Raw genomic sequence first — 25,920 nt, 5'->3', positions numbered from 1 at the left:
CCCCCGACTCCGCCGCCCGCGCCGCGTCCCGGTCGCCGGCTGCGGCGGCGGCCTCCGCGTGCGCCCGCCGGGCCTGCTCGGCGTGCCGGTCGGCCTCGGTACGCGCCCGCGCGGCCTCGGCCGCGGCACGCTCGGCCTGCCGCACCGCCTCGGCGGCGGCGGCGGTGGCCCGCTGGGCGTCGGCGCGGGCGGCGTCGCGTTCGACGGTCAGGTCGGCGGCACGCTGCCGGTCGGTGTCCCGTTCGACGCGCAGGCCGCGCAGCTCGTGGCGGGCGGCGTCACGGTCCCGTTCGGCCTGGGTGCGCAGCGCCTCGGCGGCGCTGGCCTCGCGGCGGGCGACGTCCCGGTCCGCCTCGGCCCGGTCGGCGCGGTCCCGCGCGGCGGCGGCCCGCGCGTCGGCCTGCTCGGCGCGGGCCAGGGCGGCGTCACGTTCGGCGGCGGCGGCGCGGGCCTCCTGCCGGGCGCGGGTGGCCTCGGCGGCGGCGGTCTCGGCGTCGGTGCGGGCCTCGTCGCGCTCGGTGTGCGCCCGGGCGACGTCGGCGGCGGTCTCGGCGCGCAGCTGGGCGAGCTGACGTTCCACGCCGGCCGGGGAGAGCTCGGCGTGCAGCGCCTCGGTCAGCGTCTCGACGATCTGGTCGAGCCGGTCCACCGCCTCCCAGGTGCGGGCCACCTGTCCCGGCAGGCCGGGAGCGGTGCGGTGCCGCATCCGGGAGTTGCGGGAGGCCCGCTGGCAGGCGCCGTCGTTGTCCCGGCAGTAGCGGAACGGCCGGCCGGCGCCGACGCGCTGCGGGACGTCCCGTCCACAGTGGGCGCAGGGGCGGGTGTCGGCGGGGGCGGGCTGGGCGTCCATCGAGGCGGAAGTCTAGTGCCGGCGTCGGGACGGTCAGTCCCCGGCGCGGGCGGTACGGTCCAGGGTGTAGCGGCGTTGCAGCAGCAGCGCCGCGAGCAGCGCCGCGGCGGGCAGCAGCCCGAAGCCCCAGCGGATCGCGTCCAGCGCCGCGTCGGGCTGGGTGACGCACTGTCCTGGTCGCCGCCCGCGGCCGGGTGATCTTCGTGGCCAGCCGGATGGCGGTGCTGCCGCTGCCCCTCGCCGCCGCGTACGGGGTGAGCAAGCCGGCCCTGGTCGCCTACGCCGACGCGCTGCGCCACGAGGTCGGCACCCACGTCGGCGTCAGCGTCGTCTACCCGAGCATGGTCGCCTCACCGATCCACGACAGCACCGCCGAGGCCGGCCTGTCGCTGGGCGGGGTGTCCCGGCTGGAACCCGTCGACGGAGTGGTCGCGGCGATCCTGCGGGCAGCCCCCGCCCGCCGGGCGCCCCGCGACGTGGCCACCACGACCCGGGGCCGGCTGGAGCTGGCCCTCGCCCGGCACGCGCCCGCGCTTGCCGACCGGATGGTGCGCCGTACCGTCGCGGGCCGGATCGCTGCCGGTGACCTCGACGGGGCGCCGCTGGCCGCCGGGATGGTCCGCCGGCACCGCGACGCCACCGGCTAGCGTGTGCCGGTGCCCGTCCCTGCGTACGTGACCAGGCTGCGCGCCCACATCGGCCACGACCTGCTCCTGCTGCCCGGGGTCAGCGGCGTGGTGCGCGACGACGCCGGGCGGGTGCTGCTGGCCCGGCGGGGCGACAACGGCCGCTGGTCGGTGCCCGCCGGCATCGTCGACCCGGGCGAGCAGCCGGCCGACGCCGTGGTGCGGGAGGTCTTCGAGGAGACCGGCGTGCGGGTCCGGGTCGACCGGGTCGGCGGCGTCGCCACCCACCCGGTGGTCTATCCCAACGGCGACGTCTGCGAGTACCTCAACGTGTGGTTCCGCTGCGCGCCGGTGGGCGGCGAACCGCGCGCCGACGGCGACGAGTCGACCGAGGTGGGCTGGTTCGCCCCGGACGACCTGCCGGAGCTGGACGAGTGGGCGCGGCTGCGCATCGACACCACGCTGCGCGACGACGCCCCGACCTGGCACGCGCGGCCCGGCGAGCGGCACCGGGCGCTGCGCCGACCCGACGCCCTCTGAGGCTCGGTGCCCAACCGTGCGGTCGGGACGGGTCAGCCGGTGGCGACGGCGGCCCGGGAGCGGTCGGCGGCGATGCGCACCGCGAGGCCGGCCAGCACGGTGCCCATCACGTACCGCTGCGCCCGCGCCCAACCCGGCCGGCGGACCAGGAACGCCGACACCGAACCGGCGGTCAGCACGATCAGCGCGTTGACCGTCAGCGCGATCACGATCTGGGTCAGCCCGAGCAGCAGGCTCTGCACCGCGACGTGGCCGCGCGCCGGGTCGACGAACTGCGGCAGCAGCGACACGTACAGGATGGCGATCTTCGGGTTGAGCAGGTTGGTGACCAGGCCCATGGTGAACAGCCGGCGCGGCCGGTCCGGCGGCAGCGGCGTCGGGGTGAACGCCGACTGCCCACCCGGGCGCAGCGTCCGCCAGGCCAGCCACAGCAGGTACGCCGCGCCAGCCAGCTTCACCGCCGTGTACAGCGGCGGCACCAGCACGAAGACGGTGGCGATGCCGGCCACCGCGGCGGCCAGGTAGACCAGGAAACCGACCGCCACCCCGAGCAGGGAGACCAACCCGGCGCGGCGGCCCTGGGTCACCGACCGGGACACCAGGTAGACCATGTTCGGCCCGGGCGTCAGCACCAGGCCGAGTGCCACCAGACCGATCCCCACCAGCGCGCCCACCGTGACCATCGCCGCACCGCCCTCCCCGTGTTCGCCCCGACCCTACGCCGGGAACCGCCGCCCCGTGTGCACCGGATCTTTGCGCCGGCCCGTTCAGCGGTGACACTGCTGTGATGTCCGTCGTCCTGCGGCTGCCCGCCACCACGTCCACCGCCGAGCTGGTCCTGCGCCCGTGGCGCGACGACGACGTCGAGGCGCTGCTGGAGATCTACCGCGATCCGGAACTGCGGGCGCGCACCCGGCGCCCGTTGCACACCGCCGCCGACGCCCGCCGCTGGGTGGCGCGGCACCGGCAGGGCTGGGCAGCCGGCCGCCGCTTCTGCTTCGCCGTCTGCGAGACGGAGCCGGTCGACGACGGGCAGCGGCTCGTCGCCTGCGTGCTGCTCAAGGACGTCACACCGGGACGGCCGGACGCCGAGGTGGGCTACTGGACGGCCGCGGCGGCCCGGGGCCGCGGGGTGGCCTCGCGCGCGGTGGACGCGGTGAGCCGGTGGGCGTTCACCCGCTTCGCCGCCACCGGGCTGACCCGGCTGGAGCTGCTGCACGAGGTCGACAACCCGGCGTCCTGCCGGGTGGCGGAGAAAAGCGGATACCGGTTCGTGGAGGTGCTGCCCGCCCGGCCGCCGTACCCGGGTGACGGGCACCGGCACGTGCGCTGGCGGGACTGACCGTCTCCGGCGCGGCTCAGGCCGGCGGCGTGGGGGGCGGGCCGAGCAGCCGCAGCAGCAGGCGCGGCTCGCCGGGCCAGGCGGCGAGCAGCACCTCACGCGGCACCTGCCGGCCCGCGTACCGCAGTGCGAGGGCGACCACCACGATGTCGTCCAGCGGGCCGATCACCGGCAGGAACTCCGGGATCAGGTCGATCGGGCTGGCCAGCCAGAGGCCCGCCACCACGATGGCGATCTTCGCCTTGCGGGGGACCCGGGGGTCGGCGCGCAGCCGGCGTACCGTGGTCAGACAGTCGGGGATGAACGCGGCCAGATCGCGCAGAATGCCCGGCGGTAGCCGCCGAGCCAGCAGCACCAGCAGCGCCCAGCTCGCCAGCAGGCAGGCCACCGCCACACCGAGCCCGATCAGCCAGTCCCGCACGCTGCCCTCCTCCGCCCCGCGTCGACCCTGCCGGGAATCTACGCCCCGGCCGCCGCCACCACCCGCCGGCGGGGAATGCCCGGCCGCGCCGGCACGCTGAACCTCGGCGGTACGGCGGATACGGTGGTTCGGGGAGGTGGGTGACGTGAGCAACGCGTGGGAAGCGGCGGTCGAGGCGCAGATCCGCACCGCCGTGGAGCGCGGCGACTTCGACAACCTGCCCGGAATGGGCAAGCCGATCCCGGGCCGCGGCGCCCCCTACGACGAGTCGTGGTGGATCAAGAGTTTCCTGGAGCGGGAGGCACTGCCCAGCGATCTGCTGCTGCCGACGCCGCTGCAACTGCGCCGCCGGGTCGAGCAGGTCCCCGGCGAGGTCCGTGACCTGCCCACCGAGGAGTCCGTCCGGGCGTACGTGGCCGCGCTGAACACCGAGATCGTGGCCTGGCTGCGTACCCCGACCGGCCCGCGGGTCGTGGTCCGGCCGGTCAACGTCGACGAGACGGTGCGACGCTGGCGGGCCGACCGGGAACAGCGGTCGGCGGCGGTCGTGGCCGCTGCCACCGAGCCGGCGACCACCGCCGGCCGGCCGGCCCGGCGCCGCCGCTGGCGTTTTCCGTGGCGACGCTCGCGCTGACCGCGCCCCGTCGCGGGTGCCGGCCGTACGGTTGGCCTCCTCTGGCCGGGAGTGGCGGATGGCCCACATGCTGGTTCACACACTGATCCGCCGGGGCATTAGGTTGGCGGGATGGCGCTGCGACTTGTTCAGGTCAATTTCAAGGCTCGGGATGACCAAGCCCTCGGCCGGTTCTGGGCGGAAGCGCTCGGCTGGGGTTTGTCCAGCGAGGGACCCGGTGTGACCAACGTCGAACCCGTGGCCTTCACCTACCCGGACCCCATCGCCGTCTGCGTCGATGTTGTCACCGTCCCGGACCCCGAAACCGTGAAGTACCGCGTGCACCTTGATCTCGCCACCACCTCTGCGGCCCATCAGGCGGAGTTGGTCGCGCGCCTGAAGGATCTCGGTGCGACGCCCGCGGATGTGGGCCAGGGCGATGTCCCGTGGACGGTTCTGGCCGACCCGGAGGGCAACGTGTTCTGCGTGTTGGAACCTCGGGAGATCTACCGGGACACCGGGCCGATCGCCGCGGTGGTGGTTGACTGTGCGGATCCGCGGGCGATGGCCCGGTTCTGGGGCGAGGCAATGGACTGGACCCTGCACGAGGTGACCGATGATCACGCGGTGCTGCGCTCGGCCAAGGGTGTCGGGCCGTATCTGGAGTTCCTTCGCACGCCCGTGAAGACCGTGTGGACCCGCGTCCATCTCGACCTGAGGCCGTATTCCGGTGATGATCAGGGGGCGGAGGTGGCCCGGCTGGAGGCTCTCGGTGCCACCGGCGCCGACGTCGGCCAGGGTGATGTGTCCTGGACGTGCCTCGCCGACCCCGAGGGCAACGAGTTCTGCGTCCTCACCCCGGGCTGACGAAGTCTCGGTCGAAAACCGTTTGAGCCCTCCGGCCGCGTTCCCGTAGGTTGCCTGCGGCCCCGTCGCCGTGAGGACAGAGGACAAACGCGTGACCCCGCCCGCTCTCTAGACCTGACACCTTCTTCCGCTCACCTGTAGCCGACGCTCTCCGTCGGTTCTGCCGGGCTGCCCTGGTGCGCCCCGGCCGTACAGCGTCTGAGGCCGCGCGCGTAATCGGCCTCGTGTCAGGTCCAGAGAGAGATCATGTCTTCACAACCTCATATCGTGCTGCCCTGGGTCGTTCGTCGGACCAGGCTGCCTCTGCTGTCGTTGCGGTGCGTCAACTGCCGGGCGGAGTCGGCCACCACCGCCGAGGGCAGATTCCGCGTCAACGCCAACGGCAAGCTGCTGGACGTGTGGCTGCTGGTCCGCTGCGTGTCCTGCGACCGGACGAGCAAGCTCACCGTCCACGAGCGAACGCCGGTCAGCTCCTTCGATCCGGCCGAGCTGCACGGCTACGGCGTCAACGATCCGGAACTGGTGGCGTCCAGGCTGCTGGATCCGCTGCTCGCCCGACGCAACCGCTTCAGCTTGGACTGGACGGGGGCCTGGCGGCTGGACACCCCGCCGGCATGGCCGGACGAGGCGTGGCCGGTCCAGGTGGAGGTCGTCTTCGAGGATCCGGTACCGGTGCGCCCGGAACGGCTCATCGCGCACGGGCTCGGCCTCAGCAGGAACGAGGTACTGCGCCGGATCAAGTGCGACATTTCGCTGCGCCGTCCGACGAGCGCCGGATTCACCTTCACTGTGGTGGCCGGGGACTAGTGGGGATGTAGCCGGGCGGGCCACTCGGCGCGCCCGGCTACATCCCCGAACCATGCCGGAGGCGCACGCCACATCCGTCACAGAACGGTGCGGCCCGCAGTTGGGTCAAGCCCTCGTTGGGCTGACGCTGCCAACCTCTACAGGCCGCCAGTCAGGCATGATTGTCTGTTTATTGAATAACCGGTAACGACAATTCAGTAATCAGGGTGGACATAACGGGCAAAGGGTCGATGCATCATAATGTCTGTTCTGTTGCTTCCTATCGGAGCGATAGGTTTTTTGGCGCACGAGCCGGGCCATGTTGAGCGCCAGCCGCTCTTCATTGGCTGGTGACGCGGGCGTTCAGTAGGGACGACAACGTCCTTCAGTGGGCGCGTCACCGATCTTCAGTGGTTCGATCTTCGGGCTTAAGAAGATCGGTTCGGCGATTCGGCCCGCCCGACTGGCTTCCAGCGGAACCAGCGCCAAGGAGTTGATCTAGCTGACGGGCCGGCCATTGGGGGCTGTTCGAGAATCGATCGTTTCCTGAACAAGATCAAGACAGGGTCCGCCTGCCGGTCAGAGCTGTCCAACAAACCTGTCCAGAAAGTCGGCGTGTCCAACAAGCCGATCACAGGTTTGTCGGACACCCTGAACCGCATGACCGCTTCCACGTCCGCTCCGGACGATCCGCTCGCGCAGGCCCCGCTGTCCGGGGTGCTCGTCGGCTACGGACGGGTGTCGACCCGGGAGCAGAACCTCGCTCGCCAGGAGGCGGCGTTGACCGCGGCCGGATGCGCCCGTTGCTTCTTCGACAAGGCTTCGGGCAAGAACGCCGACCGGCCGGAGCTGGCCCGCATGTTCGACTACGTTCGACCCGGTGACGCCCTGACCGTGGTGTCCCTCGATCGTCTCGGCCGCTCCCTGGAAGACCTCATCGCGATTGTCGGCCGGCTCAAGCGCCAAGGCGTGGGATTCCTGTCGCTGCACGAAAAGCTGGACACCACCACCGCCGGCGGCATGTTCGTCTTCCACGTGTTCGCGGCCCTGGCCGAGTTCATCCGCACCATCATCGTGGCCAACACCAACGAAGGCCTGGCGGCCGCCCGCGCCCGCGGGCAACGACTCGGCCGGCCGCCAGCGATGACCCCCGAGAAACTTGCCTACGCCCGTCAGCTGCTCGCAGAGCCGGACCGCTCGATCAGCGCGATCGCCAAGCTTGTCGGCGTGTCCCGCAGCACGATCTACAAAGCACTGCCCGAGCTGCTCCCGCCGCAGCTGGCGCAGCAGCACCTCGCCGCGCAGATCGCCGCTACCCAGCTCACGTCCGACCTGGCCGAGTACGACCGCCTGCTGTAGGACGGTCTGATTTGGCCCCACCCTGGGCTTGCTTCGCTTCGGCCCGACCCAACTGGGGGCGGATCGCCAGGCCGTCCGCCCGGTTTGACCGGGGGCGCGCGGGGTAGCCGCTGCGGGTGGGCGAGGTGCGGATCAACGATCACGGGCTGCTGGCCGACGGGCTCAGCGCCGCGCTGGTCGACGTGAGCGGCTCGGTGAACTGGTGGTGCCCGGCCAGGTTCGACGGGCCGTCGGTGTTCTACCGGCTGCTCGACGGGACCGGCGGACACTGGTCGCTGCGGCCGAGCGAGCCGTTCCAGGTCCGGCGCGCCTACCTCGCGGACACCCTGGTGCTGCGGACCGTCTTCACCACCGACCGGGGCGAGGTGGCGGTGACCGACGGGCTCGCGCTGGAGCCCGGGGCACGCGGCCACGGCATCGGCCGCCGGTCGCCGCGGGTCCTGGTCCGGGAGGTGGAAGGGCTCTGCGGATCCGTCGAACTGGCAGGTCGGCGACGAAGTTGTGCGACACCCGGATGTCCTCGTGTCGGGCGAGGTGGGAGGCCATCTCCCGGCTCGACCAGTGCGACAGGCCGGTCACCTCCGGCGGGGTCGTCCGGGTCAGGGCGAGGATCCGCGCCCGTACCGGGCCGGGCACGACCGCCGGCTTACCTGGCCGGGGCCGGTCGGCGAGACCGGCCAGGCCGTAGGCGTGGTAGCGGCGTACCCAGGTGTTCACCGTCGGACGCGACGCCGAGGCCAGGGTTGCGACCTCCTCCGCGGTGTAGCCCTCGTCCCCCACAGCACCATCCGCGCCCGTCCAGCCACCACCGCGTCCACCGACCGGTCACCGACCACTCTGGACAACTCTGCCGCTGCTCCCACGTCAAACCCACACACCGCAGGCACCCAACACGAAGTAACACCAAAGCACGTAAACGATCTCAATTACGAAATATTAGGCGCGGGCGGAAAGTCCCGTACCCGCGGTGCGGTGCGGCGCCTCGTCGGCGTGACCGGTGGCCTGCTCGATCAGCATGGTCGCGAGGGTTCGGGCGTCCTGGAATGGGCGTGAGTCGTTCAGCGAGGCCGACAGAGCTCGCGCTCCCTCGAACAGGACTGCGAGCTGGCGGCCAAGGTCCTCCGGGTCGCGGGCGCCTGCCGCCGCGGCGTTGTCGATCAGTCTCGCAGTGAGCTCTTTCTTGTGGCGTTCGACGAAGGCTGTCGCATCGGGCATCGTCCCGGCCGCTTCGACCACGGCGTTGTGGAACGGGCAGCCTCTCACCACGGCTTCTGACCGGGAGTCCTCCGAGCCCTCAGCGAAGAGCTCAATGAGTCGTTCGCGCGGAGTCAGATCTTCGCGCTGAAGAGCGGTCTCGACCTGTGCTGGCCCGTCCGGCTCGGATTCGATGCGCTCGAGGTAGGCGCTCACCAGCGCTTCCTTGCTCGGGAAGTGCTGATACAGGGTTCGAGTCGATACGCGAGCCGCGCCCGTCAGCTTCGCGATGCCGGTCGCATGGATGCCATCACGCGCGAAGAGCTCGACAGCAGCCTTCAAGATCCTTTCCCGCGCACCCCGACCGCCTCTCGTTGCGGGAGCGGTCGCCTCAGCTGTAGCCATCCCCAAAGTATAGCGATCGTCTTACTTGGTGCAAAAGATCGGTTACAGTACGAAGTACATCGACCATTTTACTTTGGCCAGGGGGCCCCGGGGCCGCTGCCACGAACTCGAGAGGAGCGAGCACCGAATGTCTGACCAGACCTTCATCTCCGTCCCCCATCAGGTCGTCCGCTGGTCGATCGACACCGGAGCGTCCTTCGCGGACTTCCGTGCTCGATACGAGGCCGTCGTGCCCGTGCTGGACACGAAGCGAATGGAGCGGCTGCGCGCCGACCGGGCCGACTGGGACACTGTTCTCCGCGCGGCAGCGGACAACGCCCCGCACGGCTTCATGCGGTTCTGGAGCACCGACGTCGGCGGGACCATGCAGCTCGCCGGGGACGCAGGTGACTGCTCCTCCTACCTGATGGGCAACCACACCATCGCCGAGCGGATGTACCGGCACGACCCGGCAGTGATGCTCTACGCCCCGCTGGGGGCAGCGATCCATCGCGACGAGTTGGGCATCACTCGGTTCTCAATCGATCAGCCCAGCACTCGGTTCTCCAGCTTCGACACCCCGGAAATCACGGCTGTCGGGGAAGAACTGGACCGCAAAGTTATCCACTTGCTCCAGGTGCTCGATGTGCCCGTACCCGACACGCTCTTCGCTGGTCCAGTGAACCAGTGACCGCGACGAATCGGCCCCACAACGATCCAGAGGAAGAAATCATGCTCGATGACACAGCACGAGCCGGCGACACCCAGCTCGTAGAGCTCGGCGTCGCGGCTGCCGCCGCCGCGATCCGCCGCGGCGACACCACCGCCGAGTCCTACGCCGCCGCACTCCTTCGCCAAGCACGCAGGAACTCGGATATCCACTCGTTCATCACGATCGACGATTCGGCTGTGCTCGAGGCGGCCAACGTTGCTGACAAGGCACGCGCCGCGGGCTCCACGGCACCCCTGCTCGGTGTCCCGGTGGGAATCAAGGACAGCTACCAGACGCGGGATCTTCCCACCACGCTCGGCCTGAAGGCCCTCAAGGAGTTCGTTCCCGAGGCGGACGCCGAGGCCGTCACCGCCGTCAAAGCCGCCGGGGCGATCGTGTTCGGCAAGAACAACCTCGTCGAGATGTCGTACGGGATCACCGGCCACAACGACGAGTACGGACAGGTGCTGAACCCGTACAAGCGGGACCACCTGTCAGGCGGATCCTCAAGCGGTTCGGCCGCCTCGGTCGCCGCTCGTATCGTGCCGGCGTCGTTCGGCGGGGACACTGTTGGCTCGATCAGGATCCCCGCGGCCTTGACCGGCGTCGTCGGCTACAAGCCGACCACCGGGCGGTGGCCGCGAGGCGGAGTAGCCCCGGTCTCACATGTGCTCGATACCACAGGGCTCCTGGCTCGCAACGTCGAGGACTGCATCCTGGTCGACCAGATCGTCGGGGGCAGCGCGATCGTTTCCCCGTCTGAGGCTTCTGGCCTCACTGGTGCACGGTTCGCCTACGCCCCCAAGTACTATCTCAAGCTCGTCGATCCCGACGTCCAGCAGCAGTTCTGGGAGACCGTGCGCCGCCTGCGCGACGCCGGCGCCGAAGTGGTCGAGATCGACCTCGGAGACGACTTCTCCGACCTTGCGGACCGGACGGCGTGGAACCTGTTCCTCCGTGAGACGCAGCAGGCCGTGACCCAGTTCCTCCGCGAGAACGACTACCCGGTTTCGTTCGACGACGTCCACGACGGACTCAAGCCGCAACTCCACGCAGTGTGGAGCGCCACCGTCGTGCCGGGCGCCCCCGCTTACCTCTCGGATGAGGAGTACGCCGGCACTCTCGCCGTCGACCGTCCGAAGCTGCAGCAGCGGCTCGGTGATGTGTTCGCACGAGACGGCTTCGACGCCCTGATCTTCCCCACCACCCCTGCGCCCGCGCCGGCCATCGCTGACCAGTGGGAGTTCAGCGTCGCAGGTGAAGCCGTGACGCATCTCTTCCTGTCCAAGAACACGGTTCCTGCCAGCGGCGCAGGCATCCCGGGGATCAGTCTTCCGGCAGGGCTGACCAGCAGCGGACTGCCGATCGGGATCGAACTGAACGGCGCACACGGCCACGACCAAGAGCTTCTTGCCCTGGCACTCCGCGTCGAGAGCGTTCTCGGCACGCTGCCCGCACCCGCCTGACCCTGACTGGTGCTGCTCGACACGAGGTGCACCGGCCTAACCTGGCGATTCACGGTGATCGTCGAGATGGGTCGTTCGTCGGCGTGTAGATGAGTGAAAGTGCCTCTCCTGCAAGGGAAACTTGTGATTGCGACATCTACAGGTTTCTCTACGAGGGAGGCACTTCCGAGGTGCAGTTTACGGCGTGGTCGAAGGATCTGCGGGTCACCGCGGAGGGTTCGGGTGTGGTGTCGCACGTGGGGGCGGCACTGCTGCGGATGCTGGCCGACCGGGCGGGGTTGACCGCGGCGTTGTCGGCCGGGTTGGCCCGGACCGGTTGGTGGCCGGTCCATGATCGGGGCCGGGTACTGGTCGATCTGGCGGTGATGATCGCCGATGGTGGCGAGGCGATCTGCGATATTGACGTGCTGCGCGCCCGGAATTAGGCAACAGAGTCGCACAGGCCTTCAGCGGGGATGTGGCGGCGGAGCAGACGATCGAACAGAGCCGGCAACAACTCAAGCTTCCGGCGGCAGCATTTGATCCTGCTGCCGGCCCCGGTAGGTCTCCAGCAGCCTCAGCCAGACCTCACTGATCGTCGGGAACGCGGGCACGGCATGCCAGAGTCGTTCCACCGGCACTTCGCCTGCGACCGTGACGGTGGCCGAGTGCAGCAGTTCTCCGACGCCGGGCCCGACGAAGGTGACCCCCGCCACCGTTCCGCGGTCCACATCGACCAGCATACGGGCCTGGCCGCGATAGCCCTCGGCGTACTGGTGCGCGCCCGCGACGCGTCCGATGTCGTAGTCGACCACCTCGACCCGGCGTCCGGCCCGTTCCGCCTCGCGCGTGGTCAGGCCGACGGACGCGACCTCCGGGTCGGTGAAGACGACCTGCGGCACGGCCGCGCCGTCGGCGGTCGTTGCGTGCGCGCCCCACCTGGCGTCGTCGACCGGCTCTCCCTTGGCGCGGGCGCCGATGGCGGCGCCGACGATCCGGGCCTGGTACTTCCCCTGATGGGTCATCAGTGCCCGGTGGTTGACATCGCCGGCGGCGTAGAGCCAGCCGTCGGCGACGGCGGTCACCCGGCCGGTGTCGTCCACGGTCAGCCAGTCGCCCGCGGTGAGACCGACGGTCTCCAGGCCGAGGTCCGCCGTCCGCGGGGCTCGGCCCGTGGCGAACAGGATCTCGTCGGCGGCCAGTTCTGCGCCGTCGGCCAGCGTCATCCGCACCTCGCCGTCCTCGCGCGCCACGTATGTCACAGAGGCCCCGAAACGGATGTCGACGCCGGCTTCGCGAAGCCCGTCCGCGACCATCTCGCCGGCGAACGGCTCCATCCTCGGCAGCAGTCCGGCGTCGCCGCGGACCAGCATCGTCACCTGGGCGCCGAGCGCCTGCCAGGCGGTTGCCATCTCGACGGCCACCACGCCGCCGCCGACGATGGCAAGACGGCCTGGTACGTGGTCGGCGCTGGTGGCCTCACGGCTGGTCCAGGGGCGTACGGTGTCGAGTCCGGGTGTGTCGGGCAGGGCCGCGCTGGTGCCGGTGCAGATGGCGACGGCGTGCCGTGCGTTCAGCCGGACGGTGTCGCCGTCAGGGGTCTGCACCGCCACCTGGCGGGGGCCGTCGAGCCGGCCGTGGCCGCGTATCAGGTCGACGGAAACCGCGTTCAGCCAGTCGACCTGGTTCTCGTCGTTCCAGTACGCGGACATCTTGTCACGGTGCGCGAGGACCGCCTCGACGTCCAGCGGCCCGGCCACTGCCTGGCGCAGCCCGGGGACGCGTCGGGCGTCGGCGCGTGCCAGCACCGGCCGCAGCAGCGCCTTGCTGGGCTCGCAGGCCCAGTAAGAGCACTCGCCGCCGAGCAGTTCGCGCTCCACGATCACGGTGCTGAGCCCGGCGGCGCTGGCCCGGTCGGCCACGTTCTCGCCGACCGGGCCAGCGCCGATGACGACCACGTCGTAGGTGCGGGGTGCCTCGTTCGTCACTGCTCCTCCACGACTGCGTCTGAGACTCTGTCTAGACTGCGGCTTCCGCAGAAGCGGGGCTGCCGGGCCGAGGCTCCCTGGTCGTGTCTGCGGTACGCCGGCCCGCCACCGAAGCGCCCGCTGATGCCGCTGCATGCCGGCGACGGTGCCCGAGGTCGCGCCTCGGGTCGCCTAGAAAGGGCCGTGACCCGGGCCTGGGTCTCGGCTGGGCGCCGTTGTGCCCGTCCCCGGCCGGCCCAGCTGCGGCACGGTACGGCGTATGGCTGTGGTCAAGCTTGGGGCGCGGAGGGCGCCCCGGCGGCAGCGGTCCGGCGCCGGTGTCGGACCGAGGGCGGAACGGGCCGGCCGCCACGTAGGCTGGTGCCGGCTCGTCGCGCCCTCGCTGGCTGAGGTGGTGTCAGCGGCCGGGGGCCCGCTTCTTGACCTCTTGGAGTACCCAGCCGTTGCCGTCCGGGTCGCTAAAGGTGGCGAAGGAGCCGTAGTCGGCACGGGTGGGGTGGGGCCAGCGATCCGCGCCTGGCCGCCGGCGCGGTGGACGACGTCTCCGCCGTCGTGGCCGTGGTACACGGTCCCGCCGGCATCGTGGAACACCTCGCTCACCTCGATGCCGCGACCGACGAGCTCCGCGCGGGCCTCTTCGATGTCCGAGACGACGAGCTGTGGCCCCCGTCGTCGTCATCCACACGTCGCCGCCGCCGCCGGGCCGGGTGCGCGTGAACGGCTAGACTTGCGGGAGCTTCAGGGTTGCGCTCATCGTCATCGGTGGGGCTTCGGTCCGTGTCCCCCCTCCGACATGAACTCCCACGACAGCCGGCGGGAAGTCACGCGCTGCTCGTCTGGCTGACGGCGGGGAAGTCGATGTTGGCGGGGGAGTGGTGCGACGACTCCTTTACTCGGCCCGGGCGTAGTCGAAAATCGACATGTGTGAGGCAGGCGGTAGGTGGTGGAGCAAGGACGCGGCTTGTAATGTCACGAACGGGCCTCGCGACCCGGCATGCGGGTAGTGACCTCCTGCAGCGTCCAGCCGTTCCCGTCCGGGTCCTGGAATGAGGCGTGCGAGTTGTAGCTCTTACGTTCGGGGTCGGGGCCGGGTTGGCGCGCCTCGGGCCAGAAAGGGCTGCCGGGGCCGTGGTAGACCTCGGTGATGTCGACGCCCCGCTGAACCAGTTCCTCCCGTGTGGCCACGATGTCGGAGGTCACCAGCTCTAGGTGCCGCATCGACCCCGGTGCAGCGGCTATCGGCAGGCCTTTGCCGAACACGATGGACGTATGGCCGTCACCAGTCGGGGTCAGTTGCACGACGCGGACGTCCTCGCCGACCTCGATGTCTAAGTCCAGCCGCCAGCCCAGGCGATCCCGGTAGAACTCCATCGCCCTGTCGACATCCGACACCGGGATCGTGACCACCTCAAGATTGACGTGCATCGTACCCACTCCTTGTCCGCCCTGTCTGCGGTGTTCTGTCCCGACGGCGGGAACCCTTTGGTCCCGGCCCCGGACCACCCGGGCTCCCGCCGGCCATCAGTCACCAAGGCCGGATCAACGCCCCTGTGATCAAGGACCGGGAGCGGCGACTGCCGCCGCTGTTCCTACCGCCGGACGCTACCCCCGATTGGACCATGTCACGGGAGGATCCGGAGGTTGTGCTGGTCGGATGTCCGTCGCGAGGGTCCGTGACCCTGTGCCTGCCGAAAACCTCGTCCGTGCTGCTCAAGCGGCACGTCGGTACTCGTGGAGGATGCCGCCCAGTCGATCACTTCGCTCGATGCGCAACTGGCTGATCGCGGCCGTGTCGGTCAGCGGTTGGGGGAGTGTAGCCAGCGGTCGGGCGTTGGCAATGCCTTGATGTGGTCGGTGCTCGTTGTAGTGCCGCTCGAACTCACCGAGTGCCCGCAGCAGGTGGCGCTGGTTGAAGATGAGGGTGCGGTCGAGCAGTTCCCGGCGGCAGGTGCGTACCCACCGTTCCATGATCGCGTTCATACGGGGCATGCGGACGCCGGTGAGGATCACCTCGATTCCCGTATCGGACAGGATCGCGTCGAACAGGTCGGGGAACTTGCCGTCCCGGTCACGGATTAGGTACCGGGCCCGTACGCCGGCGTCCTGTAGGCCCATGGCCAGGTTTCTGGCGGCCTGGGTGACCCAGGCGGCGGTCGGGTGGGCGGTGGCGCCGAGGATGCGTACCCGGCGGGTGGTGTGCTCGATGACCGCGAGCACGTACATGTGGGTACCGAACAGTGTGGTGGTCTCGAAGAAGTCGCAGGCCAGCAGGGCGTCGGCCTGCGAGCGTAGGAACTGCGCCCAGGTGCTGGAGGCTCGGTCGGGTGCGGGGTCGATGCCGGCCTGTTTGAGGATCTCCCACACGGTCGACGGGGCGACCTTGATGCCCAGGACCAGCAGTTCCCCGTGCACGCGGCGGTATCCCCATCCGGGGTTCTCGGTGACCAGCCGCAGGACCAGGGCACGGATCGACCGTAGGGTCGGTGGCCGCCCCGGGCGTTTCGGCCGCGATCGTGCGGCGTGCTGTCGGGCGAGCAGGTCCCGGTGCCAGCGCAGGATCGTGTCTGGGCGTACCAGCAGCCGCAACCCGCGCAACGCCTGCCGCGGCATCGGTTGCAGCAGCGCCGCCAGCAACGCCCGGTCGGCCGGGTTGAACCAGATACGTCGGTCGCCAAGTTGCCGCTGAAGGACGCCGAGTTGATGCCGTAAGGAAGGATCTCCGCGTCCTTGTCCCGGTCACCGACCGGAAGAAGCCGCAGCACGGCGAACACGTTCGACACCGTCAGATAGGCCAATCGCATCAGCACGACAGGTCATCATGCCGCCCAAGCGGCCACCTGTAGTAGGCCGGGTGACCCGCCGACGCGGAAGGGGTACCGAGCGGCGGACCGGCTCTCACCAGGGCGGACGAGGTTTTCGGCAGGCACACGGTTGATACTGGTGGGAGCGGAACGAAAAGAGGCTCCCCACCGTCATGAATCCCGACCTCGTAAGCGCCGCCAGCGACCTACTGCCCAACCCCGACGCCAGCGTCGCCTCCATCGCCCGACTCCTCGGCGTCAGCCCGGGCACCCTCTAAAACCACATCCCCGACCTACGCGAACTACGCGCCGCCGGCCGCACCCGCGCGGAGACCACCTCATGATCAGCCGACCGACTCCGCCGTCGACTGCATGGCTGGAGCATCAAGTGACCACCTCACCCCGGCGGAGCCACTGAAGAACAATGTCGTTCTCACTGAAGTTCACATGTCGTTCAACACTTACTTCGCCGCGGTGGCAGACTGCACCGATGATCGACGAGGCCGGTGACGAGGACGCCCTGGATCGCAGCGATTTCGTTCCGGCCGTGGGCGGTGAGTGGCGCGGGCTGTTGTTCGAGAACCCGACGCTAGGACTTGCACCGCAGCTGACTTGGAGCTTTCACTTCCCCTTCCAGCCGGTGTCCCGCGATCATGGGAGCAGCCCACTCACCCTGGACCTCGAGTGGCTGCCGATTCAGGCGGACGGGTGGCGGAGCATGGCAGGCCGGAGCGCCAGCAGCTCACGCTTCGCCGAGCCGGGCGAGGCCAGCGTCTACTACTTCGCGCACCATCGCTATGACGCGATCCAGCTGCAGATACTGGAGCAGCGCGACCTGGCCATCCGGGTCCGGGCGAACGTGTCCGGTGACCTGGACAGCCTGGGAGTCGAATCGGTCGCCGCGGAGGCGTGGTTGCACTTTGCCGGCATCACCGTGGCGCTGAGCGACACGGTGACCGCTGACGCGGCCCTTGCTCGGCTCAGGGGCTTCAGCGACATCACCGGGCTGACTCATGCCGACGTGCCCAACGGGATCCACTTCCGGTTCGCTCCCGCCGGCCCCATGGAATAGGTGCGGCGGTGCGCAACGCGGAGTTCACCGATCCCCGCCTCGTGGCGGTCTACGACGTCGAGTGCCCGTGGGGCCCCGACGACGACTTCTTCCTCGCCGAGGTCGGCGTCGACCCGGCCCGGGTGCTGGACTTCGGCTGCGGCACCGGCCGGCTGACGCTCGCCCTGGCCGCCGCCGGGCACACCGTCACCGGCGTCGACCCGGCCCGCGCCTCACTCGATGCTGCCCGCGCCAAGCCCGGCGCGGACCGGGTCACCTGGATCGAGGGTGGCGCGGAGGCGCTGCCCGCCGGGGCGTACGACGTGGCGGTGATGACCAGCCACGTGGCGCAGTTCGTGGTGGACGACGACGAGTGGCGGCGGGTCCTCGCCGCGCTGCGTCGGGCGCTGCGAACGGGCGGCCGGCTGCTCTTCGACTCCCGGGATCCGGCCGACCGGCGCTGGGAGCGGTGGAACCTGGTCGACTCGCGCCGGTCCATCCACCTGCCGGACGGCTCCGTCGTGGTCACCTGGACCGAGGTGACCGACGCCCGGGACGGCGTCGTGCGGTTCACCCGGCACTTCGGCTTCGCCGACGGTGAGCTGCGCGGCGACGCGGTGCTGCGGTTCCGTACCGAGGGGGAGTTGCGGAACTCGCTCGCGCAGGCGGGTTTCCGGGTGCAGCGCATCCACGGCGGCTGGCGGGGGGAACCGGTGGGTGCGGGGGACGACGGCGAGCTCGTGGTGGTGGCGACGAAGCTCTGACGATCCCGGCTCAGCCGCCGTGGCGTACCTCCTGGTCCCAGATCTGGTCCCACGGGCGCCGCAGGCCCTGACAGAGCCAGATCGGGCCGCCGTTCTCGTCGTTGTCCACGTCGACGCGCTGGTCGACGCGGCCGGCGAGGGTGACCTGCTCGAACCAGCCGCGCAGCTGGTCGGGGCGCTCCCAGCCGACCGCGATCACCACGTCGGCGTCGGCCGGTGGTCTTCCGAATTCGGCCATGCTGTTGTGCCCGGAGTAGGCGCGGGGCAGCCCGCGTGCGGGGCCGTAGCGGGCGACGGCGCCGGCCTCGCCGTAGTTGCCGGTGAGGATCACCGCGCGCTGCCGCTGCTCCGGCGGCAGCAGCCCACGGTGCACGGCGGCGAGCGAGTCGGCGAACGCCGGCCAGCCGATGGTCTCCCCGGCGTCGTAGTTGACCTCGACGACGAAGCCGGGCAGCCGGTCGGCGGGCAGCGTGGGCAGCAGCAGCACCGCGCTGCCTGTGACCGCGACGACAGCGGCGGCGGCGAGCAGCACCCGACGCGGCACGGTACGCGCCCAGTCGACGGTGCCGACCGCGCCGGCGGCGGCGAGCACCAGCAGCAGCGGCGCGTCGTAGTAGCCCTTGCCGCCGGCTACCAGCACGATGGTGGCGGCCCGGCGGGAGCTGCCGCGTCCGGGCGGTCGGTGACGGGTACGGCCACGCTCCCATGGTGCCGGCTCGGGTGCGTACCGCGCTGTCCCGTACCGGTCACGGTTCGGCACCGTCGAACCCGGTTGGCGGGGCGGCGGCGCTGCGGTTAGCTTGGCCCCGATGCTGATCAGAGAGTTCACCGACGCCGACTGGCCGCAGGTGTGGCCCATCGTGCGGGAGGTCGTCGTCGCGGCCGACACCTTCGTCTACGACCCGGGGCTGACCGAGGAGTCGGCCCGCGCGATGTGGGTGGAGGCGCCGCCGGGGGTGACCGTGGTCGCCGTGGACGGTGACCGGGTACTCGGCACGGCGAAGATCGGCCCGAACAAGCCTGGGCCGGGCGCGCACGTCGCCACGGCCAGTTTCATGGTCTCCGCCGACGCGCGGGGCCGGGGTGTCGGCCGGGCGATGGTGGAGTACGCCCTGGACTGGGCCCGCCGGCAGGGGTACGCGGCGATGCAGTTCAACGCGGTGGCCGAGTCCAACACGTGGGCGGTGGAGCTGTACCGGCGGCTCGGGTTCACGGTGATCGGCACCGTGCCGGAGGCGTTCGCGCTGCCGGACGGCAAGCGGGTCGGCCTGCACATCATGCACCGCTTCCTCTGAGCCCTGCGGCGGACACCCGCGCGGGCGCGGCGGTGCCAGGATGGGCCGATGAACGATGAGCCGATCGACCTGGCGGTGGCGCTGGCCGGTTTCGACCAGCTGTGGAGCCCGCGGATCGTCACCCGGGTCAACGACTACGACGTACGGATCGCCAAGGTGGCCGGCGAGCACGTCTGGCACGTCCACGACCACACCGACGAGTTCTTCCTGGTCCTCGACGGCGAGCTGCGCATCGCGCTGCGCGACGGCGACGGCGAGCGGACGGTGGTGCTGCCCCGCGGCGCGGTGTACGTGGTGCCGCGCGGGACGTCGCACCGGCCGTCCTCGGTGGACGGGGCGTCCATCCTGATGTTCGAGCCGTCCGGCACGTCCAGTGTCGGGGACCGGCACGACGAGGTCCCCGAGCACGTGGACGCCACCACCGGCCACGCGCTCTGACCGGTCAGCCCACCGCCGCCCCGGCCCGCTCCGGCGCCGGGGCGGCGGGCCAGGCCAGCCGCCGTACGCCGGGCACGGCGGCGGTGCCGGCGCAGGCGAGCGCGACCAGCAGCGCCGCCCCGGCCAGCGGTGCGGACGCGCCCCAGGCGCCGGCGGCGAGTGGGGCGACCGCGTAGCCGATCGGCATCGCGCCCAGCGACATCAGCCAGTCGTACGACGTGACCCGGGCGAGCACCTCGGGCGCGAACTGCCCCTGCACCACGGTCTCCCACACCGGGTTGAGGAAGCCCAGCGCGGTCAGCGCGAGGCAGTACGCGGCGATCACCGCCGGGGCGGGCGCGGCGGCGGCCAGCAGCGCCAGCGGGACCGCGTACGTGGCCAGGGCGAGGTTGCCGACCAGGACGGGCCGGCGGGGCCGGAACCGGCCGGCCGCCAGCGAGCCGGCCAGCATGCCGACGGCCCCGCCCTGGAGCATGAGCACCCACACGCCCTCGCCGCCCAGGCGATCCACGGCGACCGCGGGACCCAGGGTCATCAGCACGGCTGCGGCGCCGTTCCACACGCCGTGCCCGACCAGGCTGGTCCAGTACCAGTCCCGGGCGCGCACCTCCCGCCAGCCGCGCACCAGGTCGGTGCCGAGGGAACGGTGCGGCACCGGCACGTGCCGGACCCGGATCGCGGCCACCAGCAGGGCGCTGACGGCGAAGGAGAGCCCGTCGAGGACGAACGCCCAGCCGGGGCCGGCGGCCCAGATCAGCAGGCCGGCCAGGGCGGGGCCGGCGAGCCGGCTGGCGTTGGCGGTCACCCCCAGCAGGGCGTTGGCGCGTTGCCGCCCGTCGGCCTCGACGGTGCCGGCGACCAGCGGCGCGACGGCCGGGATGGCGAAGGCGGAGGCGGCGCCGCCGACCGCGGAAGCCACCGCCACGTGGGTCAGCGAGGGGGCGTCGGCGAGCAGTTGCACCCCGACCACCAGTTGGGCGGCGCAGCGCACCAGGTCGGTGGTCACGGCGACCCGTTGGGCGTGGAACCGGTCGGCCACCACGCCCCCCAGGGGCAGCAGGAGCAGTCGGGGGACCATGGCGCAGGCCAGCACCAGAGCCAGCGAGCCGGTGGAGCCGGTCGCCCGGAGCACCGCCAGGGCGAGGGCGACCGGTACGACCGCGTCGCCCAGGCCGGAGACGGTACGGCCGAGGAACAGCAGCCGGAAGGAGCGTACGCGGAGGGGATGGGTCACCCCGACAAGGTATTTCGACGCCGAACATTTCGTCAACGAATATTTAGCTGTCGACGTACAGTGACCGGCATGACCGCACGCGACCGCACCGATCGGCACATCGAGCGCTGGCTGCCCGTGCTGCCGGAGCTCGACCCCGACGTCGAGGGCGCGGTCACCCGGATGTCCGGGGTCACCCGGCACCTGCGCAGCGTGAAGGACCGCTCCCTGGCCGAGCTCGGCCTGCCCGCCCACGAGTACGACACCCTGCACGCTCTCGCCGGGCGGCGCGGCCGGGCCACCCCCGGCGAGCTGGCCGACGACATGGCGATGGCCCCCGCCTCGGTGACCGCCCGGGTCGACGCCCTGGAGCGACGCGGCTTCGTGCGGCGCATCCCGTCGACGGTGGACCGCCGCCGGGTCGACGTGGAGCTGACCGACGCCGGGCGCGCCGCCTGGCATGCGGCGATCGAGGTGATCGGCCAGGAGGAGCACCGCCTGCTCGGCGTGCTCACCCCGGACGAGCGCCGACTCCTGGCCGACCTGCTGCGGCGGGTCTCCCTGCACGCCGAGCGCAGCACCGGTTGAGCCGGGCGCGAAAACGCCTGGCCTCGCCGGTGAGCCGGCTGGCAGGGTGGCCGGCATGACGGCCCAGACTCTGGCGGGCGCCCTCGCCGACCCCGTACGGCGACAGGTCTTCGCGGCGATCGTGCTCGGCGCCGCCGACGCGACGGCGGTGGCGGACCGCACCGGTCTGCCGACCCGGCAGGTGGCCACCGCGCTGCGGCGCCTGGTCGAGGCCGGCGCGATCGCCGACGCGGGCGATGATCTGCGGGTCGACGCCGACCGGTTCCGCGAGGCCGCGCGGACGTCGGCACCGGCCGCCGCCGCGCAGGAGCCGACGGACCGGGTGCTGCGCACGTTCCTGCGCGACGGGGTGGTGGTGCGGCTGCCGGCGCAGCGCGGCCGGCGGCGGGTGCTGCTGGCCCACGTCGTGGCGGCGTTCGAGCCGGGCGTGCGCTACCCGGAACGGGCGGTCGACGCGATCCTGCGGCGCTGGTGCGACGGTGGCGGCTCGGACCACGTGACCCTGCGTCGCCACCTGGTGGACGAGCAGTTGCTCGCCCGTGAGCAGGGGATCTACTGGCGGATCGGGCCGTGACCGTTCGGGCCGCAAACCATCCCGCGCGGGACGGTGTTGTTAGCCTCGGGGCATGACCTCGCGCTCGCCCGGTGGCTCACCCGACCTGATGTTCCTGCTCTCCTGGGCGAGCCATGCCTTGATGGCGGAGCACGCCGCTGGCCTGGCCCGGCTGGGCATCTCCCCGCGCGCGCACTGCGTGCTGCTCAAGGCGCGGCCCGGGGGGCTCACCCAGCGGCAGATCGGCGAGCTGTGCGGGATCGACAAGACCACCATGGTGGTGACCCTGGACCAGTTGGAGGGTGCCGGCCTGGCCCGCCGCCTGCCCTCGCCGAGCGACCGGCGGGCGCGGCTGGTCGAGGTGACCCCGGAGGGGGAGAAGGTCCTCGACGAGGCGCAGGAGATCGCCGGCCGGATCCAGCGGGACGTGCTGGCCACCCTGCCGGAGGCCGACCGCGCCGCGTTCCTGCGCTCGATCAGCGCCCTGGTCGGCGGCCGGCTCGCCGGCGGCGGGGCCTGCGGCGTCCGTCCCGCCTGCTAGTTCCGAGCAGGATAGTCCCGAACGAGACTATCTGATACGGTCGCACCTGTCTGGTTTCCCGACCGAGGAGCACGCATGACCGCGACCGCGCACCCCGCCGCCACCACCCCGTCCCTGCGCCGCCGCGCCCTGGGCGTGGGGCTCACCGTCCTCACCTGCGTCGTGCTCTGGACCGTGGGCGCGGTCGCCGGGGTCGACTACACCGTCGAAAACCCCGGCCAGCCGGCGTTCGTCGTCAACCTCGGGCCGGTCATCCTCTTCTCCCTCGGCTCGGCGCTGGTGGGCTGGGCCGGGCTGGTCCTGCTGGAGCGCTTCGCCGGCCGGCGGGCCACCGTCATCTGGATCACGCTCGCGGTGCTGATCGCCCTGCTCTCCCTCGTCCCCGTCGTCGCCACCGAGGCCACCACCGGCGCCAAGGTGATGCTGGGGCTGATGCACCTGGCGGTCGCCGCGGTGCTGATCGCCTTCCTGCCCCGGCGGGCCCGCTGACGAGCGACGCATGACGGCGGCGTCCCCGCTGCGGGGACGCCGCCGCCGCGTCCCCGGACCCGTCCGGCCCGGCGAGGTCGAAACGGCGATGGCCGAGTCACCCAGCGGCGACCTCGTCCCGCCGACCGGGCTGCTGCTGGTGGCGCACCGCGACGGCCGACCCGCCGGCTGCGCCGGGCTGCGGCTGCGGCCCGACTGGGCGGAACTGACCCGGGTCTTCGTCCACCCCACCCACCGGGGCCACGGCGGCGGCGCCGCGCTGCTGGCCGGCGCCGAGCGGCACGCCCGCGCGTCCGGTGCCGACCGGATCCGGCTGGACACCCGTGCCGACCTCGTCGAGGCCCGCGCCCTGTACGCCCGGCACGGCTACCACGAGATCCCCGCCTACAACGACGACGGGTACGCCGAGCACTGGTTCGAAAAGGTCCTGCGCGAGTTGACGCCGGGCGCGCGGCGCGCTAAATAGAGAAGAGGAAGTTGAGTCGCACCGACTCAACTACGACACCTTCGGCCAGGAGAACCGAGGAGGCACGACCATGCTGATGCGTACCGACCCGTTCCGTGAGATCGACCGCTTCGCCGAGCAGCTGTTCGGCACCACCAGCCGCCCCGCCGTCATGCACCTGGACGCCTACCGCGACGGCGACCACTTCTACGCCGCGTTCGACCTGCCCGGCGTCGACCCCGACAGCATCGACTGCACCGTCGAGCGCAACGTGCTGACCGTCCGCGCCGAGCGGCGCCGCCCCACCGGGGACAACGTCGAGCTGGTCGCCGCCGAACGTCCGATGGGCACCTTCACCCGGCAGCTGTTCCTCGGCGACACCCTCGACGCCGACCGCCTCGAGGCCGGGTACGACAACGGGGTGCTGACGCTGCGCATTCCGATCGCGGAGCGCGCCAAGCCGCGCCGGGTCACCGTCACCGCCGGCAGCAGCGGCAACGGGCACAAGCAGCTCACCTCGTGACGGTGGAGTCGCCGGTGGACGCGTCCGGCGCGTCCGCCGGCGTCGGATAGATGGCGGCCATCGCGTGGGCGCTGGCCGCCATCAGCTCCCGCAGCTCCGCCGGGGCGAGCACCTCCACCTGCGCGCCCAGCTTCAGCAGCTCGGTGTGCCCGTGCCGTACCGACTCGATCGGCACCGTCGTGTGCCGCCAGCCGTGCGCGTCCGGCGCTTCGGCCGCCGCCCGGGCCGCCCGGCTCATCGCCGGCGGGAAGACGTACGCCATGAACTCCAGCGCCGCGGCCGTGACCCGCACCCGGGCCTCGTCGCGGTAGACGCCGCGCTCGTACCGGTCGGTCCACTCCCGCCAGAACGCGACCAGGTCGAAGTCGGTGGGCCGGTCGAAGCGCTCGTCGCGCACGGTCAGCGTCAGGATCGCCGCGACCCGGTAGGTGCGGACCTGCTCCCCGGCCCGGGCCACCAGGTACCAGCGGCCGGCCTTGAGCACCACGCCCAGCGGCGCCAGCACCCGGCTCACCTCCCGGGGGCGCTTCCACCGCTGGTAACGGAGATCGACCAGGCGCTCATCCCAGATCGCCTCGGCCAGCGCGGTCAGGTGCGGGGTGGGTTCCGGGTCCCGGAACCAGCCGGGCGCGTCCAGGTGGAACCGTTGCCGGATCCGGTCACCCTGCTCGGCCAGGTCCGGCGGCAGCGCGGCGCGCAGCTTCAACTCGGCCGCGGTGAGGACCGCACCGAGGCCCAGCTCCGCGGCCGGCCCGGGCATTCCGGCCAGGAACAGCGCCGCCGCCTCGTCGGAGGTCATCCCGGTCAGCCGGGTGCGGTAGCCGCCGAGCAGCCGGTAACCGCCGGCCGGGCCCCGGTCGGCGTACACCGGGACGCCGGCGGCGCCGAGCGCCTCGACGTCGCGGTAGACGGTACGCACCGAAACCTCCAGCGCGTCGGCGAGTTCCTGGGCGGTCATCCGCCCCCGGGCCTGCAGGAGCAGCAGCAGGGAGACCAGCCGGCTGGCGCGCACCCGACGACGGTAGCGCGCGCCATGGATCCGCTCGGGCGCGCCTCATGGTCATTGGCCGCCGAGGCTGAGAGCCTTTTTCACATGCTGCGTTCTGACGCCCCGGTCCTGCCCCGCGCCTCGGCCCGGCCCGCCCTGCCGACCGGGCCGGTCGACTTCACCGAGGCGTGGCTGCGCAACCGGCGGCTGTCGGAACACACCCGTGCCGCGTACCGGCGGGACATCGCCGGCTGGCTGGCCTGGTGCGCCGCCCGCGAGCTGGACCCGCTGCACGCCAACTTCCTCGACGTCAACGCCTACGGCCGCGACCTGGAGGCCACCCTGGGTGCGCGGACCGGCCGGCCGCTGACCCCGGCGACCGTGGCCCGCAAGCTCTCCGCGCTCTCCAGCTGGTACGAGTTCCTGGTCAAGCTGCGGGCGGTGGAGGCGAACCCGGTCTCCGGCGCCGACCGGCCGCGCGTCGACCGGGACCACTCGGCCACCGTCGGGCTCACCCCCGAGGAGGTGGACGCGTTGCTGGCCGCCGCCGACGCCGACACCGGCCCGACCGCCGCCCGCAACCGGGCCGCCATCGCCCTGCTCGCCGACCTCGGGCTGCGGGTGGGGGAGCTGGTCTCGCTGAACCTCGCCGACCTGGGCGCCGAGCGGGGGCACCGCAGCGTGCGGTTCGTCGGCAAGGGCGGCAAGCCCCGCCGTCGGGCGCTGACCCCCGGCACCGCGTACGCCGTGGACGCGTACCTGGCCGACCGGGCGGCCGCGCAGGGGGTGGGCGTGCAGCAGCTCACCGGCCCGCTGCTGGCCACCGCCACCGGCGGTCGACTCGACCGGCACTCGGTGTTCCGGCTGGTCCGCCGGCTCGCCCTGACCGCCGGCATTCCGGCGGCGGCGAAGCTGTCGCCGCACTCGCTGCGGCACGCCTTCGCCACCACCGCCCGCGCCGAGGGCGTGCCGCTGGAGGACGTGCAGGACGCCATGGGTCACGCCGACCCGCGCACCACCCGCCGCTACGACCGGGACCGGCACAACCTCGACCGGGACCCGGCGTACGCGATCTGGGCGGCGCGGGCCCGCCGCCGCGGCTGA

Annotated in this window: 31 protein-coding genes and 2 pseudogenes; 22 read left to right on the top strand and 11 right to left on the bottom strand. The window is 71.8% G+C overall.

What is annotated here, in order from left to right; genetic code table 11:
* Positions 1 to 850 (bottom strand): hypothetical protein (locus tag V6U89_RS23070; RefSeq protein ID WP_334573422.1); only part of this gene is annotated, 850 nt, incomplete at its 3' end.
* Positions 851 to 1,023: 173 nt separating this feature from the next.
* Here V6U89_RS23070 and V6U89_RS23065 point away from each other — a divergent pair.
* Positions 1,024 to 1,497 carry an SDR family NAD(P)-dependent oxidoreductase gene (locus V6U89_RS23065; protein WP_334573425.1) on the top strand — a complete coding sequence of 158 codons (474 nt, stop codon included), beginning with the start codon at positions 1,024 to 1,026 and terminating at the stop codon, positions 1,495 to 1,497.
* A 9-nt stretch (positions 1,498 to 1,506) separates the two neighbouring features.
* Positions 1,507 to 2,016, top strand: coding sequence for an NUDIX hydrolase (locus V6U89_RS23060; protein ID WP_334573421.1), 510 nt, complete (start codon positions 1,507 to 1,509; stop codon positions 2,014 to 2,016).
* Between the two features lie 32 nt (positions 2,017 to 2,048).
* Here V6U89_RS23060 and V6U89_RS23055 read toward each other — a convergent pair whose 3' ends face one another.
* Positions 2,049 to 2,699: a LysE family translocator gene (locus tag V6U89_RS23055; RefSeq protein ID WP_154936942.1), complete on the bottom strand. Its 651-nt coding sequence runs from the start codon at positions 2,697 to 2,699 to the stop codon at positions 2,049 to 2,051.
* Positions 2,700 to 2,803: 104 nt separating this feature from the next.
* Between V6U89_RS23055 and V6U89_RS23050 the strand changes: the two genes are divergently transcribed.
* Positions 2,804 to 3,358, top strand: a complete 555-nt coding sequence (locus tag V6U89_RS23050; protein WP_334573420.1) for a GNAT family N-acetyltransferase — start codon at positions 2,804 to 2,806, stop codon at positions 3,356 to 3,358.
* A 16-nt stretch (positions 3,359 to 3,374) separates the two neighbouring features.
* Here the strand turns inward: V6U89_RS23050 and V6U89_RS23045 are convergent, their stop codons facing one another.
* Positions 3,375 to 3,779: a YkvA family protein gene (locus V6U89_RS23045; protein ID WP_334573419.1), complete on the bottom strand. Its 405-nt coding sequence runs from the start codon at positions 3,777 to 3,779 to the stop codon at positions 3,375 to 3,377.
* A gap of 145 nt (positions 3,780 to 3,924) precedes the next feature.
* Between V6U89_RS23045 and V6U89_RS23040 the strand changes: the two genes are divergently transcribed.
* The 5 genes and pseudogenes from V6U89_RS23040 to V6U89_RS23020 all read left to right on the top strand — a co-directional run.
* Entirely contained in the window at positions 3,925 to 4,413 is a 489-nt protein-coding gene (locus V6U89_RS23040) for a J-domain-containing protein (protein WP_334573418.1), read from the top strand.
* A 111-nt stretch (positions 4,414 to 4,524) separates the two neighbouring features.
* Complete coding sequence (locus tag V6U89_RS23035; protein WP_334573417.1) at positions 4,525 to 5,259, top strand: VOC family protein; 735 nt, start codon at positions 4,525 to 4,527, stop codon at positions 5,257 to 5,259.
* Positions 5,260 to 5,526: 267 nt separating this feature from the next.
* Complete coding sequence (locus tag V6U89_RS23030) at positions 5,527 to 6,066, top strand: DUF1062 domain-containing protein (RefSeq protein ID WP_334573416.1); 540 nt, start codon at positions 5,527 to 5,529, stop codon at positions 6,064 to 6,066.
* Between the two features lie 594 nt (positions 6,067 to 6,660).
* Positions 6,661 to 7,404 (top strand): recombinase family protein, encoded by a 744-nt coding sequence (locus tag V6U89_RS23025; protein WP_334573415.1) that lies wholly within the window; start codon positions 6,661 to 6,663, stop codon positions 7,402 to 7,404.
* 116 nt (positions 7,405 to 7,520) lie between these two features.
* Positions 7,521 to 7,781 (top strand): annotated as a pseudogene (locus V6U89_RS23020) (trehalase-like domain-containing protein); the annotation flags it as partial.
* On the opposite strand, the gene V6U89_RS30245 reads toward V6U89_RS23020, so the two are convergent.
* On the bottom strand, positions 7,750 to 8,121 hold the full coding sequence (locus V6U89_RS30245; RefSeq protein ID WP_442933973.1) for a helix-turn-helix domain-containing protein: 372 nt from the start codon (positions 8,119 to 8,121) through the stop codon (positions 7,750 to 7,752). The pseudogene V6U89_RS23020 and the gene V6U89_RS30245 overlap by 32 nt on opposite strands.
* 219 nt (positions 8,122 to 8,340) lie before the next feature.
* Positions 8,341 to 8,940 (bottom strand): TetR/AcrR family transcriptional regulator, encoded by a 600-nt coding sequence (locus V6U89_RS23015; RefSeq protein WP_334573414.1) that lies wholly within the window; start codon positions 8,938 to 8,940, stop codon positions 8,341 to 8,343.
* Between the two features lie 190 nt (positions 8,941 to 9,130).
* Between V6U89_RS23015 and V6U89_RS23010 the strand changes: the two genes are divergently transcribed.
* From V6U89_RS23010 to V6U89_RS23000, 3 genes and pseudogenes are all read left to right on the top strand, one after another.
* The gene (locus tag V6U89_RS23010) at positions 9,131 to 9,673 is read left to right on the top strand and encodes a DUF302 domain-containing protein (protein ID WP_334573413.1); all 543 of its coding nucleotides are present in this window, start codon (positions 9,131 to 9,133) and stop codon (positions 9,671 to 9,673) included.
* A 41-nt stretch (positions 9,674 to 9,714) separates the two neighbouring features.
* Complete coding sequence (locus V6U89_RS23005; protein WP_334573412.1) at positions 9,715 to 11,160, top strand: amidase family protein; 1,446 nt, start codon at positions 9,715 to 9,717, stop codon at positions 11,158 to 11,160.
* Between the two features lie 170 nt (positions 11,161 to 11,330).
* Positions 11,331 to 11,573, top strand: a pseudogene (locus V6U89_RS23000) (IS1380 family transposase); the annotation flags it as partial.
* 84 nt (positions 11,574 to 11,657) lie between these two features.
* On the opposite strand, the gene V6U89_RS22995 reads toward V6U89_RS23000, so the two are convergent.
* The 3 genes from V6U89_RS22995 to V6U89_RS22985 form a co-directional block, all read right to left on the bottom strand.
* Entirely contained in the window at positions 11,658 to 13,127 is a 1,470-nt protein-coding gene (locus V6U89_RS22995) for a dihydrolipoyl dehydrogenase family protein (protein ID WP_334573411.1), read from the bottom strand.
* Positions 13,128 to 14,096: 969 nt separating this feature from the next.
* Positions 14,097 to 14,552: a VOC family protein gene (locus tag V6U89_RS22990; RefSeq protein ID WP_334573410.1), complete on the bottom strand. Its 456-nt coding sequence runs from the start codon at positions 14,550 to 14,552 to the stop codon at positions 14,097 to 14,099.
* Positions 14,553 to 14,837: 285 nt separating this feature from the next.
* Positions 14,838 to 15,761, bottom strand: coding sequence for an integrase core domain-containing protein (locus tag V6U89_RS22985; protein ID WP_334573409.1), 924 nt, complete (start codon positions 15,759 to 15,761; stop codon positions 14,838 to 14,840).
* 657 nt (positions 15,762 to 16,418) lie between these two features.
* On the opposite strand from V6U89_RS22985, the gene V6U89_RS22980 reads away from it, so the two are divergent.
* Together V6U89_RS22980 and V6U89_RS22975 are read left to right on the top strand one after the other, a co-directional pair.
* Complete coding sequence (locus tag V6U89_RS22980) at positions 16,419 to 17,000, top strand: hypothetical protein (protein WP_334573408.1); 582 nt, start codon at positions 16,419 to 16,421, stop codon at positions 16,998 to 17,000.
* Between the two features lie 8 nt (positions 17,001 to 17,008).
* Positions 17,009 to 17,743 carry a class I SAM-dependent methyltransferase gene (locus tag V6U89_RS22975; RefSeq protein ID WP_334573407.1) on the top strand — a complete coding sequence of 245 codons (735 nt, stop codon included), beginning with the start codon at positions 17,009 to 17,011 and terminating at the stop codon, positions 17,741 to 17,743.
* Between the two features lie 10 nt (positions 17,744 to 17,753).
* Here the strand turns inward: V6U89_RS22975 and V6U89_RS22970 are convergent, their stop codons facing one another.
* The gene (locus V6U89_RS22970) at positions 17,754 to 18,503 is read right to left on the bottom strand and encodes a hypothetical protein (RefSeq protein ID WP_334573406.1); all 750 of its coding nucleotides are present in this window, start codon (positions 18,501 to 18,503) and stop codon (positions 17,754 to 17,756) included.
* A 49-nt stretch (positions 18,504 to 18,552) separates the two neighbouring features.
* Here V6U89_RS22970 and V6U89_RS22965 point away from each other — a divergent pair, with 49 nt between their 5' ends.
* Both V6U89_RS22965 and V6U89_RS22960 read left to right on the top strand, forming a co-directional pair.
* Positions 18,553 to 19,038 carry a GNAT family N-acetyltransferase gene (locus tag V6U89_RS22965; protein WP_334573405.1) on the top strand — a complete coding sequence of 162 codons (486 nt, stop codon included), beginning with the start codon at positions 18,553 to 18,555 and terminating at the stop codon, positions 19,036 to 19,038.
* 48 nt (positions 19,039 to 19,086) lie between these two features.
* Positions 19,087 to 19,476 carry a cupin domain-containing protein gene (locus V6U89_RS22960; protein ID WP_334573404.1) on the top strand — a complete coding sequence of 130 codons (390 nt, stop codon included), beginning with the start codon at positions 19,087 to 19,089 and terminating at the stop codon, positions 19,474 to 19,476.
* A gap of 4 nt (positions 19,477 to 19,480) precedes the next feature.
* Here the strand turns inward: V6U89_RS22960 and V6U89_RS22955 are convergent, their stop codons facing one another.
* Positions 19,481 to 20,710: an MFS transporter gene (locus tag V6U89_RS22955; RefSeq protein WP_334573403.1), complete on the bottom strand. Its 1,230-nt coding sequence runs from the start codon at positions 20,708 to 20,710 to the stop codon at positions 19,481 to 19,483.
* 69 nt (positions 20,711 to 20,779) lie between these two features.
* Between V6U89_RS22955 and V6U89_RS22950 the strand changes: the two genes are divergently transcribed.
* From V6U89_RS22950 to V6U89_RS22925, 6 genes are all read left to right on the top strand, one after another.
* Complete coding sequence (locus tag V6U89_RS22950; protein ID WP_334573402.1) at positions 20,780 to 21,277, top strand: MarR family winged helix-turn-helix transcriptional regulator; 498 nt, start codon at positions 20,780 to 20,782, stop codon at positions 21,275 to 21,277.
* Between the two features lie 55 nt (positions 21,278 to 21,332).
* Positions 21,333 to 21,851: a DUF2087 domain-containing protein gene (locus tag V6U89_RS22945; RefSeq protein WP_334573401.1), complete on the top strand. Its 519-nt coding sequence runs from the start codon at positions 21,333 to 21,335 to the stop codon at positions 21,849 to 21,851.
* 52 nt (positions 21,852 to 21,903) lie between these two features.
* A complete protein-coding gene (locus V6U89_RS22940) occupies positions 21,904 to 22,371 on the top strand; it encodes a MarR family winged helix-turn-helix transcriptional regulator (RefSeq protein WP_334573400.1) in 468 nt (155 codons plus the stop codon).
* Positions 22,372 to 22,446: 75 nt separating this feature from the next.
* The gene (locus tag V6U89_RS22935) at positions 22,447 to 22,860 is read left to right on the top strand and encodes a DUF6069 family protein (RefSeq protein ID WP_334573399.1); all 414 of its coding nucleotides are present in this window, start codon (positions 22,447 to 22,449) and stop codon (positions 22,858 to 22,860) included.
* A 10-nt stretch (positions 22,861 to 22,870) separates the two neighbouring features.
* Positions 22,871 to 23,326: a GNAT family N-acetyltransferase gene (locus V6U89_RS22930; protein WP_334573398.1), complete on the top strand. Its 456-nt coding sequence runs from the start codon at positions 22,871 to 22,873 to the stop codon at positions 23,324 to 23,326.
* A gap of 70 nt (positions 23,327 to 23,396) precedes the next feature.
* Entirely contained in the window at positions 23,397 to 23,828 is a 432-nt protein-coding gene (locus V6U89_RS22925; protein WP_334573397.1) for an Hsp20/alpha crystallin family protein, read from the top strand.
* On the opposite strand, the gene V6U89_RS22920 is transcribed toward V6U89_RS22925, so the two are convergent.
* On the bottom strand, positions 23,818 to 24,840 hold the full coding sequence (locus V6U89_RS22920) for a helix-turn-helix transcriptional regulator (protein WP_334573396.1): 1,023 nt from the start codon (positions 24,838 to 24,840) through the stop codon (positions 23,818 to 23,820). The genes V6U89_RS22925 and V6U89_RS22920 overlap by 11 nt on opposite strands.
* 81 nt (positions 24,841 to 24,921) lie before the next feature.
* Between V6U89_RS22920 and V6U89_RS22915 the strand changes: the two genes are divergently transcribed.
* Entirely contained in the window at positions 24,922 to 25,920 is a 999-nt protein-coding gene (locus V6U89_RS22915) for a tyrosine-type recombinase/integrase (protein ID WP_334573395.1), read from the top strand.

The organism is Micromonospora sp. CPCC 206171 (genome assembly GCF_036906755.1).
GTDB lineage: Bacteria > Actinomycetota > Actinomycetes > Mycobacteriales > Micromonosporaceae > Micromonospora > Micromonospora purpureochromogenes.
This window is presented reverse-complemented; position numbering and strand designations above follow the sequence as displayed.